The 528-nt window shown below is 61.0% G+C and carries 1 protein-coding gene; it reads left to right on the top strand.

Annotation, left to right across the window (positions count from 1 at the left end; genetic code table 11):
• Nucleotides 1–528 (top strand): flagellar basal-body MS-ring/collar protein FliF (gene fliF / locus B3F77_RS20070; protein ID WP_293606663.1); only part of this gene is annotated, 528 nt, incomplete at both ends.

Genomic DNA, 528 nt, shown 5'->3' with positions numbered 1-528 from the left:
GCGCGCGTGCACCTGGCGCTGCCCAAGCCTTCGCTGTTTGTGCGTGACCAGAAGAAGCCGAGCGCCTCGGTGGTCTTGACGCTGTATCGCGGGCGAACCATTGACGAAGGCCAGATCAGTGCGATCGTGCACCTGATTTCCAGCAGTGTGCCGGAGCTATCCGCCAAAAGCATTACCGTGGTCGATCAGGCCGGCAACCTGCTGTCAGCGGCGAACGCCGACACGCGCGGCCTCGATGTCAGCCAGTTGAAATACGCGCAGGAAATTGAGCAGGGTTATATCCGCCGCATTGAAGCCATTTTGCAGCCGATCGTCGGTGCCAGCAATGTCCACGCCCAGGTGGCGGCTGACATCGATTTCTCGATCGTCGAGAACACCGATGAAAAATATGCCCCGAACCAGGAACCTGGCAAAGCCGCAGTTCGCAGCCTGCAATTGAGTGAGTCCAGCCAGCAAGGAGGTAACGCACCAGGCGGCGTGCCGGGCGCGCTGACCAACCAACCACCGGCCAACCCGGTTGCGCCGATC

This window comes from Polaromonas sp. UBA4122 (assembly GCA_002381615.1).
In the GTDB taxonomy this organism is placed as follows: Bacteria; Pseudomonadota; Gammaproteobacteria; order Burkholderiales; family Burkholderiaceae_C; genus Polaromonas.
The sequence above is the reverse complement of the archived record's forward strand: the minus strand, read 5'-3'. Positions and strand labels throughout refer to the sequence as shown.